This is a genomic window from Anabaena sp. FACHB-595 (genome assembly GCF_048568275.1).
Taxonomy (GTDB): domain Bacteria; phylum Cyanobacteriota; class Cyanobacteriia; order Cyanobacteriales; family Nostocaceae; genus Trichormus.
Genome location: NZ_CP183473.1, coordinates 6,341,892 through 6,358,329, shown reverse-complemented (window position 1 = coordinate 6,358,329; position 16,438 = coordinate 6,341,892). Strand labels below are relative to the sequence as shown.

The 16,438-nt window shown below is 40.1% G+C and carries 12 protein-coding genes; 5 read left to right on the top strand and 7 right to left on the bottom strand.

Annotation, left to right across the window (positions count from 1 at the left end; genetic code table 11):
• Window positions 1-7 precede the first annotated feature (7 nt).
• On the bottom strand, window positions 8-379 hold the full coding sequence (locus tag ACN222_RS26590; RefSeq protein ID WP_010999452.1) for a response regulator: 372 nt from the start codon (window positions 377-379) through the stop codon (window positions 8-10).
• A 164-nt stretch (window positions 380-543) separates the two neighbouring features.
• Between ACN222_RS26590 and ACN222_RS26585 the strand changes: the two genes are divergently transcribed.
• Window positions 544-2,223, top strand: coding sequence for an ATP-binding protein (locus tag ACN222_RS26585; RefSeq protein WP_010999451.1), 1,680 nt, complete (start codon window positions 544-546; stop codon window positions 2,221-2,223).
• A gap of 121 nt (window positions 2,224-2,344) precedes the next feature.
• On the opposite strand, the gene ACN222_RS26580 is transcribed toward ACN222_RS26585, so the two are convergent.
• Complete coding sequence (locus ACN222_RS26580) at window positions 2,345-4,276, bottom strand: transglycosylase domain-containing protein (protein ID WP_010999450.1); 1,932 nt, start codon at window positions 4,274-4,276, stop codon at window positions 2,345-2,347.
• A 408-nt stretch (window positions 4,277-4,684) separates the two neighbouring features.
• Here ACN222_RS26580 and ACN222_RS26575 point away from each other — a divergent pair, with 408 nt between their 5' ends.
• Window positions 4,685-4,882 (top strand): hypothetical protein, encoded by a 198-nt coding sequence (locus ACN222_RS26575; RefSeq protein ID WP_010999449.1) that lies wholly within the window; start codon window positions 4,685-4,687, stop codon window positions 4,880-4,882.
• Between the two features lie 12 nt (window positions 4,883-4,894).
• Here the strand turns inward: ACN222_RS26575 and ACN222_RS26570 are convergent, their stop codons facing one another.
• Window positions 4,895-6,826, bottom strand: coding sequence for a transglycosylase domain-containing protein (locus tag ACN222_RS26570; RefSeq protein WP_010999448.1), 1,932 nt, complete (start codon window positions 6,824-6,826; stop codon window positions 4,895-4,897).
• Between the two features lie 532 nt (window positions 6,827-7,358).
• On the opposite strand from ACN222_RS26570, the gene ACN222_RS26565 reads away from it, so the two are divergent.
• The 3 genes from ACN222_RS26565 (at window position 7,359) to ACN222_RS26555 (ending at window position 11,746) form a co-directional block, all read left to right on the top strand.
• Window positions 7,359-9,191 (top strand): response regulator, encoded by a 1,833-nt coding sequence (locus tag ACN222_RS26565; protein ID WP_010999447.1) that lies wholly within the window; start codon window positions 7,359-7,361, stop codon window positions 9,189-9,191.
• 76 nt (window positions 9,192-9,267) lie between these two features.
• The gene (locus ACN222_RS26560) at window positions 9,268-10,506 is read left to right on the top strand and encodes a cation:proton antiporter (protein ID WP_010999446.1); all 1,239 of its coding nucleotides are present in this window, start codon (window positions 9,268-9,270) and stop codon (window positions 10,504-10,506) included.
• A 208-nt stretch (window positions 10,507-10,714) separates the two neighbouring features.
• Entirely contained in the window at window positions 10,715-11,746 is a 1,032-nt protein-coding gene (locus ACN222_RS26555; protein ID WP_010999445.1) for an AI-2E family transporter, read from the top strand.
• Between the two features lie 76 nt (window positions 11,747-11,822).
• On the opposite strand, the gene ACN222_RS26550 is transcribed toward ACN222_RS26555, so the two are convergent.
• The 4 genes from ACN222_RS26550 to ACN222_RS26535 all read right to left on the bottom strand — a co-directional run bounded on the left by ACN222_RS26550 (window position 11,823) and on the right by ACN222_RS26535 (window position 16,000).
• Window positions 11,823-12,401, bottom strand: a complete 579-nt coding sequence (locus tag ACN222_RS26550; protein ID WP_010999444.1) for a hypothetical protein — start codon at window positions 12,399-12,401, stop codon at window positions 11,823-11,825.
• 22 nt (window positions 12,402-12,423) lie between these two features.
• The gene (locus ACN222_RS26545; RefSeq protein ID WP_010999443.1) at window positions 12,424-13,773 is read right to left on the bottom strand and encodes a DUF2254 domain-containing protein; all 1,350 of its coding nucleotides are present in this window, start codon (window positions 13,771-13,773) and stop codon (window positions 12,424-12,426) included.
• 79 nt (window positions 13,774-13,852) lie between these two features.
• Window positions 13,853-14,659 carry an ion transporter gene (locus tag ACN222_RS26540; RefSeq protein WP_010999442.1) on the bottom strand — a complete coding sequence of 269 codons (807 nt, stop codon included), beginning with the start codon at window positions 14,657-14,659 and terminating at the stop codon, window positions 13,853-13,855.
• Window positions 14,660-14,710: 51 nt separating this feature from the next.
• Entirely contained in the window at window positions 14,711-16,000 is a 1,290-nt protein-coding gene (locus tag ACN222_RS26535) for a DUF389 domain-containing protein (protein WP_044522601.1), read from the bottom strand.
• Window positions 16,001-16,438: the final 438 nt, after the last annotated feature.

The following is a 16,438-nucleotide window of genomic DNA, read 5'->3' as shown; positions in this document are numbered from 1 at the left end:
ATTTACTTTATTTCAAGGCTGCTGCTACTTGAGCAGCAAGTTTTTGAGGGTTAAATGGTTTACTGATTATGCCTCTAGCTCCCAGTTGGGTAAATAAACGCTGGTCAGATGTGCGTCCTCTGGCCGTTAGTAAAATCACAGGTATATGTTTAGTGATTTGATTAGCCTGGAGTTTTTGAAGAGTTGTCAAACCATCCATATCAGGCATCATGATATCTAAAAGGATGGCATCAGGTTGAGATGACTCAGCTAAAAGTAATCCTTGATGACCTGAAGTAGCAGTCAACACATTCCAACCCCCCATGATTTCTAGACAAGTCTGAATCAATTGGCGGATGTCATCTTCGTCATCAATAACTAAAATTTGTTTACTATTCATCGTGGTTATTTTCCTCGCTCATCGGAATTATGATTGTGAAGTGAGGGGAAATATTGAAAATCACCATACTCTGAAGAGAAGATTAATTTTTTAAGATAAAAGTTGAAAGTGGAAAACTTGTGCAGAACTTGAATAAACCAATGGCATTACCGAAGTAATCTAAAATGCGGAAATTGACGCGATGGGCTTTTCCCAATCTTTGGCGAAGGTCTTTGACTGACCAGAGGTCATCGCAACCACAAAGCCATAGTATTGCTTTCTTCAGCGTTTTGCTGGCTCTTATACTGACATTACTTCTGTGGCAGATCCAGAGGCTCAATTCCATTTACCCACCGTTTTTAGCTGCTGTCATGGTGAGTTCCTGGTATGGAGGCTTCAACTCAGGATTGTTGGCAACTTTTTTGTCTGCTGTAGTCTGCTCCTACTTTCTCTTACACCCTTTTTATTCTCTGGCTGTCAGTGGATTTAGTGTAGTGGGGTTGCTTCAGTTTGTGTTAGTCGGATTATTGATTAGCTCACTTAATTCTGCACTGCGCCAGGCGCGATCGCAAGCTCAGATGAATGCACGAGTAGCCCAACAAAATTATGAGCGTCTACTTCAAAGCCAGTATAATCTACGTCGAAGTGAGGAACGTTATCGGCTGCTAGTAGAAGGAGTCACTAATTACGCAATTTTCATGCTCGATTCCAACGCTAACTTTACTACTTGGAATATTGGCGCAGAACGTATTTTAGGTTATCAAGAAGCAGAGATTATTGGTCAACCTTTTGAGCTAATTTTTGCGCCCGAAGCTATTGAGCGTGGACAACCACAACAAGTATTAAAGCAAGCCTTAACAGAAGGTTTTTCTAGGGAGAATCGCTGGCACATTCGTAAAGATGGCACATTTTTCTGGGCGCATTGTCTGATCACACCTTTACGAGATGAAAATGGCAATCTGCGCGGCTTCTCTAAAATTATGCAAGATATTACTGAACGCAAACAAGCTGAAGAAGAAAAAGAGCAATTACTACTGCGAGAACAAGCCGCACGCGCTGAAGCAGAAGCCGCAAACCGTTCCAAAGACGACTTTTTAGCCATAGTGTCCCATGAACTACGCACCCCCATGACCGCAATTATCGGTTGGGCTGGAATGCTGCAAACGGGTGCGCTAGATGAAGCGAGAGCCAGTCTTGCTCTTGAGACAATTGAGCGCAACGCTAATTTGCAAATGCAACTGATTGAAGACTTGCTTGATATTTCACGTATTGTTAGGGGAGAACTTTCGCTCTCCATTGATTTGGTTGATTTAGTAGAAGTAATTACAGATGCTATAGAAGTTGTACAATCACTCGCAGATAATAAGGGTATTCAAATTAAATCTAGACCTGATACTTCCATAGACAAAATTTGGGGTGACTCAGACCGCTTGCTACAGGTTGTGTTAAATCTACTCACCAATGCGATCAAATTTACACCCAACGGCGGACGCATTGAGGTGTGTTTGTCAAAGGAATTGGGGACTGGTGACTGGGGATTGGGAAACAGGGGGGACGAAACTAATGTTTCATGCCCGATTCCTCACTATGCTCAAATTCAAGTAATTGATACGGGTCAGGGTATTAGTGCTGATTTTCTACCTCATATATTTGAACGCTTTCGTCAAGCAGATAGTAGCCATACTCGGTCAAATAAAGGACTAGGTTTAGGACTAGCGATCGCACGTCATCTGGTAGAACTGCATGGTGGTACAATCCAAGCCCAAAGCCAGGGAATAGGACAAGGAGCCACATTTACGGTCAAATTGCCCATTACAGAAGAAAGCAGAGGAGTAAATACCATTCAACATAATCACCATTGTTAACAGTCTGAGTAAAATGTCTGGTAAATTCTCAGCAATTTAGTCATTGAGTAGGCGATCGGTTTCAAATTATGCCTGACAAGAAATAGTTGTTTTTCAATTAGCCATAACATCATCCAAATGCTTATTTCTTCTTTGGCTGAGGGCGAGGAAAATTAGAAGGTGGCTTGAATTTCTCGACTGGTACATCGTGAAGCGCCTTCTGCATAAAATCACGCCAAATGGGAGCAACCATACCTCCGCCTGTTGCACCCCTAGCTAATTGTCCGTTATCATCTCTACCTACCCAAATGGCTGTTGTTAACTGTGGTACTGTACCTATGAACCAGATATCTCTTTCTGAAGAGGTTGTACCAGTTTTGCCAGCAACTGGACGGTTTAAAGCCGCACCTCTACCGGTTCCCTCCTTCACTGCTGATTGCAACACATCTAAAATGGCGGCCGATGCCCAAGGGTCAAGAACCTGACGAGGCTTAGGGGTATTATCTAATAATAAATCACCACTACTATTAGTCACACGGGTAATGAGTGTTGGAGAAGAGTACCAACCATAATTAGCAAAAGTTGCATAGGCACTAGCCATCTCTAGTGGCGTAACACCAATCGCGCCTAATGGTAAAGAACTTACAGGTTCCATTTGACTAGTAATTCCCAAGGTACGGCAAGTTTTGATCACATTATTCATTCCTACAGATTTACCAAGCTTCACCGTAGGGACGTTGCGAGAAAGTGCTAAAGCAGTACGAATTGGCATTGCACCCTTAAAGGTATTATCGTAGTTGCGTGGAGAGTAAGTTTTATCCCCGTCAGGATAGCTGACTGGAGAATCTAGTACCTTTGTATCGGGCGTAAACTTGCCACTGGCAAAAGCAGTATAGTAGACGAACGACTTAAAAGCAGACCCAGGTTGACGCTGGGCTTGAGTTGCACGGTTAAATTCGCTCTTTTGCGAATCAACACCACCTACTAAGGTTTTGACAAATTGAGTACGTGGGTCTATTGCTACTAAAGCAATTTGATTGTTTTTTAACCCTCGTTCTTTAAGAGTTTTGTGCCATTTTTTTACAGTTTCTTCTGCAATTATTTGTAAATCACTAGATACTGTTGTTTGCACCCGCATTCCACCTTTGAGTACAGCATCACGCCCAAATTTTTCAATTAATTCCTGTGATACGGCATTAGTGACATAAGGAAAAACACTAGCTTTAAAAGATTTAATTTTGCCTAATTGAATCTGTTGTCGAAGAGCATCATCATATTCTTGTTTCGTAATCCATTTTAATTCCCGCATCCTTCTCAAGACTTGCCTTTGCTTTTGTCTAGCTAAATTCATGTCCACAAAAGGACTAAATTTTTCTGGAGCTTGGATAAGGCCAGCCATCAAAGCTGACTCAGCCAAAGTTAAATCTTGTGCTGATTTATTGAAGTAAGACTGGGCTGCTGTTTGCACACCATAGTTATTATGACCCCAGTAAACTTGATTAAGATACAGTTCTAAAATTTGATCTTTATTGAGAATACGCTCTAGGCGAATTGCTAATACAGCCTCTGCTATTTTGCGGCTTAAAGCGCGATCGCGAGATAAAAACAGATTTTTTACCAACTGCATAGTGATGGTAGAACCACCCTCTTTCACAGTACCTGATGCCCAATTAACTAACGCAGCACGTCCTATACCTCCGGGGTCGATACCGTGATGATTGTAAAAATAACTATCTTCAATAGCTAAGACTGCTCTTTTTAGATGTGGAGAAATTTGATCTAAGGACACAAATTTTCTATTAGCCTCTCCATGCAACCCTACCAAAAGCTTACCTTTGATGTCGTATATATATGTTGTTTCTGCTGGTACAAAATTGCGTATTTGTCTAAGCTGTGGCAAATTATAGAAACTAATAAATAAGCCAACTAACCCTCCTGTCACAATAGAAATTGCCAACATATTAATTGATAAGAGAGTACCACCTGTAACTAAACCTACTTTTCTCCAAAACTCAAAATTAGGTGAAGGCTGAATTAGTAGTTGTTCCTGTTCAATATTTTCTGATGAAGACACGATAGTTATATTTATTTACAAGGGTGAATTAAATCTTTAAACTATCAATTACACGGTTGCTCTTAAAATATTATGTTTTTGATATGACATATTCATTCATAAAAAATCTGACTTTATGATGTTATTAAAGATTGCAAATCAAGTTAAAATATTTTCTCCATTTTTAGTGATTCATAAGAGGTATGCTATTAGTAATCATTTTTCTATGATAAAATATAATTAATTATTACAACCAATTTAAAAAGACAATTCTCTAACATAAGTTATAAAAAATGGAATCAAAAGTAAGATATTTGCTCTATGCCCAACAATATTTACTGCTGCTTTCTTAGAAACCGAAGTTGTGATCGCTATTGATGTAAAAAAGGGTGTAGCGAATGATGCCCAAAATAATCATGACAACACTTAATGCCACAGCCCATGCGGATAGTTGCAATGGGTGAGGCTGTCGGCATTCACTTAATTTTAGGTGAGTTGCTGAATTCAGGAGCTACAGGCTGGGTGCATCCCCTGCTTGCCTCAATTGATCCCACTGTTATGCAACGCGATTTTAGGTTATATCTAGCTTGGTTGAAATTAAATTTGGTGCTACAAAACTACAAGTAGCCCATATAGTTCTTATTTTTTATTCGGCCGAGGGCGAGGAAAATTAGAAGGTCGCTTGAAGTTCTCGACTGGTAAGTTTTTAAGCGCATTTTGCATAAAATCGCGCCATATAGGAGCAACCGTGCCACCACCTGTTGCGCCGTAACCTAATCTTTTGTTATCGTCTCTTCCTACCCAGATCGCAGTTGTCAATTGTGGTACAGTACCCACAAACCAAACATCCCTTTCTGATGAAGTTGTGCCTGTCTTACCAGCCGCCGGACGACCTATAGCCGCCGCTCTACCTGTACCGTTATTAATTACAGACTGCATCACATCAATCACAGATGCAGATGCCCAAGGATTTAAAACTAAACGAGGCTTAGGTGTATTGTCTATCAAAACATTGCCATTACTATCACTGACACGCATGATTAATGTAGTCGGTGATTGCCAGCCATAATTTGCCAAAGTAGCGTAGGCACTAGCCATTTCCACAGGCGTTACACCAATTGCACCTAAAGGCAAAGAAGTTACAGGTTCCATCGGACTTGTAATACCTAAAGTCCGAGAAGTTTCAATAACTCTATTTAGACCTACAGCTTTGCCAAGTTTGATTGCCGGAATATTCCGAGATAGTGATAAAGCTGTGCGAATTGGTATTGCTCCCATAAAACTATTATCGTAGTTGCGTGGAGAGTACCAACCATTGCCATCACGATACCTGACTGGAGTATCCTGCACTATTGTATTAGGTGTGAATTTGCCGCTAGCGAAAGCAGCATAGTAAACAAACGGCTTAAAAGCAGACCCTGGCTGACGGCGTGCTTGAGTTGCTCGGTTGAACTCGCTAGTTTTAGCATCCACGCCACCAACTAAAGCTTTAATAAAATGGGTACGCGGGTCAATAGCTACTAAAGCTATTTGATTATTTCTTAGCCCTTGACGTTTTAGCCTTTGATGCCAACGCTTGACCGTTTTGTTGGCCATCATTTGGAATTGAGCATCAATGGTTGTTTGCACCCGCAGTCCACCTTTAAGCAGGACATCACGTCCGAACCTTCTCACCAACTCTTGCGCTACGCTATTAGTTATATAAGGTGCAGCACTACCTTCTAAAGTTCTCTTGTTATTCAGTTGAATCTTTTGCTTAAGAGCCTGATTATAATCCTGCTGGCTAATCCAGTTTAATTCCAGCATTCTCAACAGCACTTCTTTCTGCTTTTGTTTTGCTAATTCCAGGTTAATAAACGGGCTGAAATTTTCTGGTGCAGGAAGTAATCCTGCCATCATAGCTGATTCAGCTAAGTTTAAATTTGCGGCTGACTTATTAAAGTAATAACGCGCAGCCATTTGGACACCATAATTGTTATCACCCCAATAAACTTGATTGAGATACAGATCCAATATCTCATCCTTACTGAGAACTTGTTCTAAACGAATTGCCAGCACTGCTTCTGCTATTTTCCGTGTAAAGGTACGCTCTTGAGATAAAAACAAGTTTTTCACCAATTGCATGGTGAGAGTAGAGCCACCTTCCTGCACTTCCCCAGCTTCTAAGTTAACCACTAAAGCACGCCCTATTCCAACAGGATCGATACCGTGGTGATGGTAAAAAGAAGTATCCTCGCTGGCTAATACTGCTCGTTTCAGGTGAGGAGAAATTTTCTTTAAAGGGACTACTTCACGATTAACTTCCCCATGAATACTTGCCAATAGCCTGCCTTTAATGTCATAGATATAAGTTGTTTCAGCAGGTACAAAATTCCTGATTGTTCTAACGCTTGGTAAATCACGGAAACTAATAGCTAAACCAAGCAGTCCCCCAGCTAGTACAGAACTTGTCAGCGTGGTGATTGATAAAAGGGTACAGCCGGTAATTTGACCCACCCCTTTCCAAAACTCTAAACTAGGCGAAGTCCGGATTTGCGGCTGCTTATCTTCAAAAGTCCTTAATGAAGACACGGCAATTTTATTTCCTCGTTGAACTGCAATTCATTCAGCAAAGCCAAGCAACTAATTTTTGGCTACTGATAATAATTTGATAGTTATGAAGGTTGATATATTCTTAGCGAACATAACTTAATCCACTTATGAATTATAAAGATTACTGAGTAGTATATCTTCTACTTAGAGGCAGAATTTTGTGACACCGTAAGCTTCGATTAAATACAAAATATCCTTCAGCAGCATTGGCTCTACCTGATGCGTGGAGAGACAAGCAAGACTCGTTTTTCTGCTATAAAGCTGATACGGAGTTATTTCTATACCAAGGAGTATTGACAACTGAGCATATGATGCGCGATCGCCTTTTGCGTTCTAGCGTGAGTTTATGCAGATGGTCTTTTCTGGAAAGCTCTTGGCGCTGATTACTGTACTATCTTTCAGCCTAAGCATTGCTTTTGATAGATGCCTTGTACAACTAAAACGGGGATAACCTAAGTTATAGAGATTTAATGATGGCGCTTAGGGTTTCGTCTAGAAATGACTACTTTTCATGAGAATTCTTTTAGTTGAAGACGATGATCTGCTGGCTCAAGCTATGGCAACAACTCTGACTAAACAACATTATGCAGTTGATATTGCTGCTGATGGTGAAGTTGCTTGGGAATTGGTGAGTGTTTGTAACTATGAACTAATTTTGTTAGATGTTGTTCTACCGAAACTGGATGGTATCAGTCTTTGTCGACAATTACGGCAAGCAGGCTATCAAATGCTGATTCTGCTGTTAACAGCAAAAGATTCTCAAACTGATAAAATTCTAGGTTTAGATACCGGAGCAGATGATTATGTAGTCAAACCATTTGATTTTCAAGAGTTATCAGCTCGTATTCGTGCTTTATTACGTCGAGGAAATACTTCTTTACCTCCTGTTTTAGCATGGGGAAGCTTACGCCTTGACCCTAGTAGTTGTGAGGTAACTTATGCAGACAAGCCACTAAATTTAACAGCCAAAGAATTTAGTATTTTAGAGCTTTTCTTACGCAACAACCAACGTACTTTTAGCCGGGGTGCAATTGTAGAAAAACTTTGGAGTGCGGAAAAAGATCCACCAGAAGAAAACACGATTAAATCTCATATCAAAAGTTTACGACAGAAATTACAAGCAGCAGGTGCTAACTACGCTTTTATCGAAACTGTTTACGGGATGGGTTATCGCTTGAAAGCTTTAGCTCATGAAGCAAATTGTCTGATAACTGAGCCAGAAATAAATTTAACACAGCAGCAAATTCTACTCACAGCCATTGCTCAAGAGCGAGAAAATTTCAAAGCAAAGGTTGGTTCACGGATTGCATTTTTTAAAGAAGCGGTGAATGCTTTAAGAAAAGGTACGCTTGACCTGCAAATGCAGCAAGAGGCAGAGCAAGAAGCTCACAAATTGGTTGGTTCGTTGGGGAGTTTTGGTTTTCCACACGCTTCATTATTAGCTAAAAAAATAGAAGATTTATTTCAGAATCAAAATTTGATCACCCAAGCCAAATGTTTTTATTTAGATAAACTGCTAACGGCGTTGCCCAGGAATCTAGAAAAAACTTCCTTGGAGCAACATCAAAATCTGCTATTGGTGATTAGCAATGATCAGCAAGTTTTTAACGGATTGCTAGATGAAGCTGTAAACCTGGGAATAAAAGTTAAAATTACTCATGATATTGCAGGTAGTAGAACTATAATTGCATCTTTAAATCCTGATGTGGTAATACTGGATATTGATATTGAAGAAGATAGTCTAAGTTTACTAAGAGAATTATCTCAGCTATCGCCTCAAATACCGATTTTAATACTTACTAATCAAAATAATTTTATTAAGCGTGTAGAAGTTGCCCGTGCTGGCGGCTGTGCTTTTTTGCCAAAATATCTGCCTTCTAGCCAAATTTTTGAGTCAGTTATTCAAGTATTACCACAAACTGGGATTACTAAAACGAAAATCATGATTGTAGATGATAATCTCCATTTATTAAATTTTCTACATCGATATCTAGAAGCTTTAGGAATTACCGTAAAAGCTCTTAAAGAGCCGCAATATTTTTGGGATACTCTGATAGAATTTTCTCCTGATTTGCTAATTCTAGATTTAGAAATACCGCATATTAATGGGATTGAACTTTGCCAGGTAGTACGTAATGATCCTTACTGGCAATTTTTACCAGTGCTGTTTCTCGTTAATAATTTTAATGTCAATACCTTTGAAAAAATATTTGCTGTTGGGGCTGATGATTGGGTAAATAAGTCTGTCATAGACTCACGACTAGTTGCCCAGATTTTGCAGCATCTGGAGCGAATGTCACTGAGGAAGTTATCTGCAACTAGGTATTTTAATTATAGTTACTAAACAGGTTTTGTATCTAATTTTAAAACTTTCGATGATCAGCTTGCAGGAATTTTTGAATTGTTAAAAATATAAACTCATGAGCCAGTTAACCTCAATAGAAATCAATATAGCCTTGATGACCCTGGGTGGACTAGTGCTAGCTCTTGGGCTGTTATCTGGCTGGCTCAAAGAGCGATTGTTTCTTTCAGATCCTCTTATAGCTTTGGTAGTTGGAGTTTTATTGAGTCCATCTGTGTTTGGCTTAATTGACCTTGCTCACTGGGGTAAACCAGAGATAATTTTAGAACAGGGAGCAAGATTAGCGATCGCAATTCAAGTGATGGGGGTAGCGTTGCGCCTACCAAAAGCCTACCCTTTCACACATTGGCACATTCTAGCGGTACTGTTAGGGTTGTTGATGCCTTTGATGTGGTTAATTAGTGGACTATTGGTATATCTGCTATTAGGTCTACCTTTTTGGGTATCTATGTTGGTTGGGGCTGTGATTACTCCTACCGATCCGGTTGTTTCTACTTCCGTTGTCACGGGGAAAATCGCCGAGCAGAACCTACCCGAACGCATTCGCTACGGTATCTTTGCTGAGTCTGCTGCAAATGATGGATTGGCTTATCCGTTTGTGCTTTTACCGATTCTGATCTTGACCAAACCACCACAAGAAGCTCTAATTCACTGGCTCACTAAAATTTTACTGTGGGAAGTAGGAGCAGCTGTGTTGATGGGATTGCTGATTGGCTACCTAGCAGGGTGGCTTTTGCAATGGGCTGAAACCAAACAAACCATAGAGAAGCAGTCTTTTCTAGCTTATACCGTAGCTCTTTCATTAGCTGTATTGGGTCTTGTGAAATTAATTGGTAGTGATGGTATTTTGGCAGTTTTTGCGGCGGGAATCGCATTTGATATGGTTGTGGGCGGCCGTGACAGAGCTGAAGAAGAGAACGTACAGGAAGCAGTAGACCGCTTTTTTACTTTGTATATTTTCGTGCTATTGGGTCTATATATACCTTGGCAGCAATGGTTAGAGTTAGGTTGGAAAGGTCTGCTATTGGCTGTAGCGGTTCTGTTACTGCGCCGACTACCAGTCGTGCTTTTACTGCGTCCCCTTCTTGGTCAGTTGCGAAGAATACAGGATGCTCTGTTTTTAGGGTGGTTCGGCCCTATTGGTGTAGCAGCAATTTTTTATGCTTTCCTTTCACTGCGTCAGACAGGTATAGAAGCAACCTGGACTATAGGTAGTCTAGTCATTTGTGCTTCCATCTTGGCTCACGGTTTTACAGCTGTACCCTTGGCTAAACTCTACGCCAAGCAGCAAAGGTAATCATGTATTTTGAACACAGCTTTCAATACTCACCTCTTTTGCTCAGATTAACTCTTTCATAAAAGTCCTAAATTCTATTCCCATATAGATATATTGCTACTATTCAAAAATCAGTCTTTCAGAAGCTTCTTTAGCAAAATGATATAGGTATTTTGAAGTAATTAGAATCAGCACAATAGCTGGTAATTATAAAAATGGGGGCTACATTGTGCGATTGGGACAGTTAATCGGCTTTCTTGCTTTTGTTATATCTCTTTATATTTTGTGGCAGACTCGGCAAATTCTTTTGGTAGTATTTGCATCTATAGTATTAGCAACAGTCCTCAATCAACTAGTAACTTTTTTACAAAAATTCCGGCTCAGACGGGGCCCAGCCGTTGCTATATCAGTTGCTCTTTTAGTAGCTGTTTTAGCCGTATTCTTTGCACTAATTGTCCCACGTCTGGTTGAGCAATTGCAACAATTCGATGATATTATGCCACTGGCAGTAGAAAGATTGCGATTGTGGAACAATTGGTTACAAAATATAATTCCTAACCAACTATTAGAAAGTATTCAAGGAATTAGGTATCTGACTCAAGGTTTACAAGATTGGTTAAATCGGTTGATAGACAACTTTTTTAGATTGGTCAGTAGCTCGCTTTCAATTATTTTAGGTTTGTTGCTTTTCGTGGCTCTTACCATCATGTTATTAGCCGATCCATCGCCCTATCAGCAGGGGTTTATCATGCTATTTCCTGCTTTTTATCGTCGGCGAGTTGATGACATTCTCAATAAATGTGCAGTCTCGTTAACTGGTTGGATAAAAGGCACACTCCTAACTATGCTGGTCATTGCAACATTAAGCTATATTGGATTATTGATTTTGGGCATACCATTGCCATTAGTTAATGCAATTTTGGCAGGATTATTAGAATTTATTCCCAATGTTGGCCCTACCTTGAGTGTGATTCCACCTGCACTATTAGCATTAAGTGAAGCACCTTGGAAAATCCTTGCTGTTATAGCTTTGTATTTCGGAATTCAGCAAGTTGAAAGTTTAGTTATATTACCTTTAGTAATGAAAAGCCAAGCATCACTTTTGCCTGCTGTTACTTTAGTAGCGGTGGTCTTTTTTGGCAGTTTTTTTGGTTTTCTAGGTGTATTTCTCGCTGTACCACTAGTAATTGTGTTGCAAATTTGGATCAAAGAGATTTTGGTAGAGGATGTCCTAAATCACTGGCAAAAAAATGATACTTAGAAGTATATATCTTGCCTGAATAGGCTTCTTTTAAATTGCTTGAAGATTAGGCAGTTTAAATGTGAGTCCCATGTTGTCAATCATGTGCCTCTAGATAGCTATTTGCCCACTGTCTCAACGCCCAAAGACTAGTTAAAGCAGCTAATCCAGCCCCAAGAGAGTCCATCACTAAATCAATAATTGTGTCATCTAAACTTTCAATTACTTCAGTGCTAAGAACTTTCCCCGCAGACCATTCTGCAATTTCCCATAAAGCACCAATAGCAATGCCAAAACTGGTAATTGTTACCAGATACAAAAGTGTATGATTCCGAAATAGATTTAACATTGGACTATAAACTAAAAAACTGAGAGCTAAGGTAATTGCAAAGGTCGTATAAGCATGAACAATCTCGTCATAAAGCCCTGGCTTACCAAATAAATTCCACACCCAACCAGTAGCATTTAGCAATGCAGCTAAGACAAATAAAAAATCAAACAAGGTGGGTAATTTATCATCTCGCACCACAAATACAAAAGATGCTACAAGGAAAAATGCTAGACCCAAAGCATTTAACCACTTACCTTGAAATCCTGCGGCTATCACAAATATTGCCAATAGAGCTTGTCCTATCCAGGCGATAACTCGATAACCTCTCCAATTTAAACTTTGCATATATACTTACCCAAAAATAATTTTACGATTTCCAATTTTTAATATCGCTATCATTTTCTAAATTTTTAATAACTCGGTAATATCTTTCTTCTACATCTTTACGGTCTTGTTTTTGTGAGATTACCTCACAACTATCTTGTAAAATCATGTCAGCATGATGCCGTAGGGCTGCTTGATATTGGGAATTTTTAGTATAAGTTGCAATTAAAGCAATAGCTTCTAACAAACGCATAATCACTGCAATATCAGAACGTCCATACTGGCGAATTTGGTTAAAAGCTGTATCCATTAATCCAGGAAACTTTACGCCTTCGGCAATGATGCGTAGCTGATTATGATTGTAGCGATAAGGTGAAGGAAACTTTCGTTGCACAAGATGACAGAATCCGGTACTTAATTGGTCAATACAGCGAATTGCAGTAAATGGGTCATTGACTCCAGGAGAAATTGCGCGTAAGGCAATTTCTACTAACTGATTGATGGGAAATTCTACGTCCTGTTGCTCTGTCCGTTCTTTACCAATAATAAAGGCATTATTAATTTTTTTAGTCAGTTTTGAATGCAGTTTGTGTCCAGGAAAAATCAAGACTAAATCACTACCTTGAACTACAAATTTTCCTGGACGAATTTGCAAATGTATAAGCAAATTATAATGACAAGCAATTTTCATTAATTCTTCATTATCAATTGCTTGTAAATAACCAGTTCTATTGGCTCGAATCGGTACAGCTTCTTCCTCCAAAGGCGGAGGAATTTCTGCAACTCCAAGGCTATCTTCTGGTTTACCACGCCCTATTTTTTCGGGGAATAGTCGCTTAATTGCTGAATGCAAATCTGCACTCACATTTTGAATTACATGAGACGCTTGAATGATTGTAGAAGCGTGATGAATAAAATAAATCAGAATACCAATGCTAATTATTGCTAGTAAAATGCCGACTGTTACCGCTAGTTGTGGTACAAATTGGCTGTATCCATCTCCTTCGCCTCGAATTGTTCTGAGTACAAATAAGCAGTAGACAAAAGTACCAAGGAATGTACCAAGTACAACTTGATTACCAGTATCCTGCATAAAATTACGTAGAAGGCGGGGGCCAAAATTGGCAGCAGCTAGTTGCAGTGCCACGATGGTAATTGAAAAGGCTGTAGCTGCAACACTAACCATTGAACCTGCGACAGCTTCTAGGAGCGATCGCGCTCCATCAGCCCCACCAGTGTAAACCCACCAATAATCAATTTCTACCTTGTCTGTACGGTCAAGATTCAGCATTGTAAAAGCTAAAGCAGTAGCTACTACCGCCATAACTGCTGGTATGAACCAATAACTGGAGTGGAGCTGATCCCAGAGTTTGCTAATCTTGACGTTTTTCATCTTTCGTTAGTTTAAGAATCTACTTTGCCGTTACCATCTCGTGAAGTACGCACTTGAGCGTTATAGGGGTTTTGGTCTATTAATTTGAACTTCGATGCAATAATTGTTGAATTTCCTCTCTTAATGCTGCAATTTCACTCTGAAGCAGTTCGATAGATTTTGCTCCGGCTAATTCGGCTTCATCATCATCAGCATCTCGGTCAATAAAGAATGTCGCCAGAGTTGCAGTCACATAACCAAACACAGCAAAAGCATACAACGCCAAGAAAAAACATAGCACCCGACCTTCAGGGGTTTTCGGCCAATACTCAGAACCCATGGTGGTCATGAGCATTGCTGTCCACCATAAAGCAGTGCCATAGTTATGCAGTCCAGATTCCACAGGCACTTCATTCTCAAACGTATACATCCCTGCTGCTCCTAGTAAAGTCACAATCATTGTTAACACCACAACATAACCAAACCCTCGACGGCTCACACTAGCGGCCAAAACCCTCATTCCTCGGTTAGCACGAGTCACGACTCGCAATAGTTGTAGCCCTCTTACAGCCCGTGCTGTTCGTAATATTTTGATGACTCGGATAATCCGAAAAGTTCGCAGTGCAGGCAAAAACAGAGAAATAACTGTTAGCCAGCTGCTTTTGATATAGGAAGGTCTATGAGGAGCGATCGCTAGTTTCAGTAGAAAATCTAAAATAAAAATAATCCAAATAGCAATGCTAACGGCTTGTAGTAAAGAATTTAACCCCCAGATAATCTCAATAATGAATAGTGCTAACCACGCAAAGCCCAGCACCAACATAGGCGTTTCTAGCCAATCTTCCAACTGTTGCAAAACTTCGCTGCGTTCTTTTTCTAGGGCTTGTTTCTCTGAAAGCTTAGTCATGAGTCATGAGTCATTAGTTTTTTCCCTTACACCCCATATACCCCTATACGCTTACACCCCTGTATTTTCTAAAGGAGTTTCTAGCACGTTGACATCAACTAAAGGTGTGACATTAAAAGCTTGTTTTAATAATTGAGTTTGAATAGCTTGGGTGAGGCGATCGCTAATTTCTGCACTAGATAATGTCACTTGTGGTTGACGCTGTACATAAATCACGCAAAGTAGAGTCTCCTGTCCTTCAATGTTGGCGCGTGTAAAGCGCACATTCGACTCAACCAATTTTGCTAAACCCACTTGCTCGACGGTTTTTTGCACTTGAGCGTTAGCACGTTGGGCCAGGCTAGAACGTTGAAGATTAGGTGAATTTATAAATTGCCATGTGAGTAAACCTGCCAAGGTAATGACAGTGATTACCAATGCAGAAAAGAATACTTGTTTTTTACCGCGCTGATAGCGAGTTCCTTGAGCAGACAGCCCAAACATACGGAACAAGAGAGCAGCCGATAAATTGATGCCGCATAGTTGCAAGAACAGCAAAAATACGCCAGAAATTACCATATCCCACCTGCCAATTGCACTGGCCATACCGATAATTCCCGCAGGTGGGGCTAAGGAAGCGGCAACTAACATTCCTGTAGCCGCGCCAGATACTAAACTACTGCGTTCTGATTGTACTAAGTTAAGCGCCCCTGCTGCTCCGGCAGCTAATGGTAAAATTACTGCCACTGCTGAAACTTGGCTATTGTCTAACATTAAACTTGTAGGAATTTCTTGCCGTAATATGAGGCTAAGTAACCAAGTAGTAAAAATCGTGACGGTTAAAGCTGCAAAATATCGTAAAATACTCCGCCCCAAGAGTGAGCGATCGCCCCAAGCCGTAGCAATGGCTGTATTCATTGCCGGGCCTGCAAATGGCGCAATCAGCATCGCCGCTACTAGCAAGTAAGTTGTATTTGTATATAATCCAATCCAAACTACAAAGCCTGCGAGTGCGGCATAACTCAGAAAGCCTTGCCAAGAGCCTACACTCTGCAAACCAGAGAGCAATATCTCAATCGGGCTACGTTCCTCGACATCCACAACTTGCTGCGGTGCTTCCGATGCAGGTGGTTGTAAAGCCATCACACCAGTTGGTATCAGCGTGATATGTACTTTGGGTAAGTCTTGCAATTCCTCTATAACTTTCCCTACTTCTCGATTAGAAACATGAACTATCACTACATCAATTGGTTCGTCTGCATTCCCTTCAAATCGTGCCAAATTTGTGCCGTTATGGAATTTGGCAATGTCAATCACTGCTTTTCCGTTGCCTCTTGGCACTTGGATAATAAGTTGACGCATTTTCACCTCCTACAGCTAACCATGTTGCTTTTTCAGGTAATATCTCTACTACCCAAAGAAATATTTCCTGAAACAAAACATTTAATTATCGCCAGCAATGCCTATGATCAAGCAGATTATGCTCGAAGGATATATTGAGTTATTTCCTCGGCTTAAATTAACACTATAGTCATCCAATTTGATTATTGAACAAACTTAAGTTTGTTCAATAGTAGTCATATAGCTGGATGGAATTCTCTAAATAAATTAGCTATATTCCTAATTGTCAAATAAGTATAACGACTGGAAAAAACCAACCTATCTTAAGCAATGTAAAAATAATAGGACTTAGTTCGTAATAAGGACTAAAGTCCTTTTCTGTTCGCGGAGCCTCTCGCAGAGAGAACTTTAGTTCTCACTACAAATCTTTAATTATTTACTTTGTTCTACTTGTCTGGA